This window comes from Mycobacterium sp. (assembly GCF_049673265.1).
Classification (GTDB): Bacteria; Actinomycetota; Actinomycetes; order Mycobacteriales; family Mycobacteriaceae; genus Mycobacterium.
The window spans coordinates 1-2,094 of sequence record NZ_JBATXN010000702.1 but is presented as its reverse complement, the minus strand read 5'-3'; the positions used below and the strand labels follow the sequence as shown (position 1 = coordinate 2,094).

Below are 2,094 nucleotides of genomic sequence, written 5' to 3'. Positions count from 1 at the left end.
CGTGCGCCGGCTGGGCCATCAGTCGCGCCCGCCCCAGCGGATCGCGGCCGCGCCGGCGAAGTCACCCGCGTGCGCGAAAGCTGCCATCATGACCGTATCGCCGGCCTCGACCTGGCCCTCAGAGATGGCCCGATCCAGGTTGATCGGGATTCCGGCACCGAATAGGTTGCCGCACTCATCAAAGGTGTCGCGATGACGTTCCTCGGGCACCTCGAGCGCTTCGCGCCAGTTGCGCAAGAACACCCGGTTTGGCTGATTGGTGACCAGCAGGTCGATATCCTTGGACGACAGGCCGATTCGATCACACACGGCAAGCGCCACTTCGGGGACCTGACGGTTGCCGCGAGCGAGCACCTTGCTGATCTTGGTTTCGGTGAACCCGATGGAGGCTTCGCCCGGCCCGGCCTGCCACCATTTGCGGGGCGGGTCTATGGCTAGCGTCATGTCGCCGGCGTACTCACCGTAGGTGCGGCATTCGATGTCGAGGATGGGCGACTCGTCCGACAGCGTGACCAAACCGACCGCGGCGCCGTCGCCGGGTACGGACGATTGCGCCTTCCGGCGCACACCGGGCTGGTCGAAAACCTGGCCGGCGGCGTTCTGCGCGATCGCGATCACCGCAGTGTGACCCTCGCCCGAGGCCAGCAGTTGACGGGCCACCTTGAGACCCAGCACGAACGCCGCGCACCCGCCGTTGTGCAGGTCCAGGACCCAGTTGGGACGCATCCCCAAGCGGTGGGCGATACCGCCGCCGGCGCCGTAGAACGCCATGTCGGGTACCTGCGTATGGGTGATCAACACATCGGCGCTTTCAATGACGTCACGTCCGTGCCGCTCGATCAGTCCCTGCGTCGCGCGTTCGACCATATCGGTCGCGGTCTCGTCCGGCCCGACGTGATGGCGAAACGCGGGCGCACGAAACATGACGTTGTCTCGCAACTCGTCGGATTCGGCGAATTCCGCGTAGTAGTCGGCGCCGATCGGCTCGCCAGGAAGATAGCTGGCGATGTCGAGAAGGCTTACGGCGGGCTGATTCACGCTAAATCTCATCTCATCCAGGCCGGGGTGATCGGCAGGCCGTTGCGGTGGCGGTATTCGGCGATGGTCTTGAGGTTGTTCAGCTCCAGCGCGTGGCCGGCACCGAACAAGTCCCAAAAGTCGCCGACCCAACCGGTGCGTTCGGGCGGACCCGCGTCGGGGTACGGGTTCTGGTCGTAGAACGGGTGACGGCAATTGGTCCACAGCACAACAGAACCGGGCTTGTTCAACACCGCCTGCGCGTCGAGGACGCGCATCAGGTAGATCATCCACAAGTGCTTGCCCTGGTCCCAAGCGCAGTGATAGTCGACGGTACGCGCATCGGCATTGACAACCGTGCGGGTATAGATCTCGGTATCCGGAAGGAGCCGGTCGTAGGCCAGCCAGAGTCCTGGCTCGTCAGTAGGAGTGAAGTCACGCAGGGTGTAGGTCCACTCCTCGAGGCTTCTGGTGTCCGACAGGTACTCGAAGAGTTCGTCGGGCGGGCAGTCGACGTAGTCGTTGACGGTGCAGTACTGACCGAAGACCTGGTCGTGCGGGTACGCCGACCGCATCTGCGAAAGGAAGGTTCCGGCCGTCTGCTGCAACGGCGTGGTCTCGATACGTACCAGGCCGTCGATCGGGACGGTGGTGCCGGTATGGCTGACGATATCGTCAAGCGCTGGCAGCGACATTGATGTGGTCCTCCTGTGTGGGCGGGATCTGTTGATTGGCAGTCTTTTTGACTGGTAGGGCGTCGAGAAAGGGTGCAAACGGCGGGATTTCGTCGGCGGCGCATTCGACGCTGACCACCGACGGGCCGTCGACGTCGAGCGAGCCGCGTACCGCCGCGGCCAATCCGTCCGCGTCGCTGACATCGATCGACGTCAGCCCGGGGAACATCGCGGCCAGACCGACTCCGAGCTGGCTGGGAGCGAATCGGTTGTAGCTATACAGGTCGTCGTAGTAGAGCTGTTCACGGGTCACGCACATGGCATGGGCGTTGTTGTTGAGCAGCACGAAGGTCACCGGGAGCCGGTAGTGCAATGCGGTGTGCACCTCCAAGCCATGCATGAA

The 2,094-nt window shown here is 63.8% G+C and carries 3 protein-coding genes; all 3 read right to left on the bottom strand.

Annotation, left to right across the window (positions count from 1 at the left end; genetic code table 11):
• Nucleotides 1-18: 18 nt before the first annotated feature.
• Nucleotides 19-1,038 (bottom strand): 3-oxoacyl-ACP synthase III family protein, encoded by a 1,020-nt coding sequence (locus WBF82_RS23850; protein WP_424385394.1) that lies wholly within the window; start codon nt 1,036-1,038, stop codon nt 19-21.
• Nucleotides 1,039-1,046: 8 nt separating this feature from the next.
• Complete coding sequence (locus WBF82_RS23845; RefSeq protein ID WP_424385393.1) at nt 1,047-1,712, bottom strand: SRPBCC family protein; 666 nt, start codon at nt 1,710-1,712, stop codon at nt 1,047-1,049.
• Nucleotides 1,693-2,094: thiamine pyrophosphate-dependent enzyme (locus tag WBF82_RS23840; protein WP_424385392.1), on the bottom strand; the 402-nt coding region annotated here is incomplete at its 5' end. The genes WBF82_RS23840 and WBF82_RS23845, both read right to left, overlap by 20 nt.

Bases quoted from the DNA above. Each gene is read 5' to 3' on its own strand.
- WBF82_RS23845 (WP_424385393.1), bottom strand. From the start codon at position 1,712: ATGTCGCTGCCAGCGCTTGACGATATCGTCAGCCATACCGGCACCACC.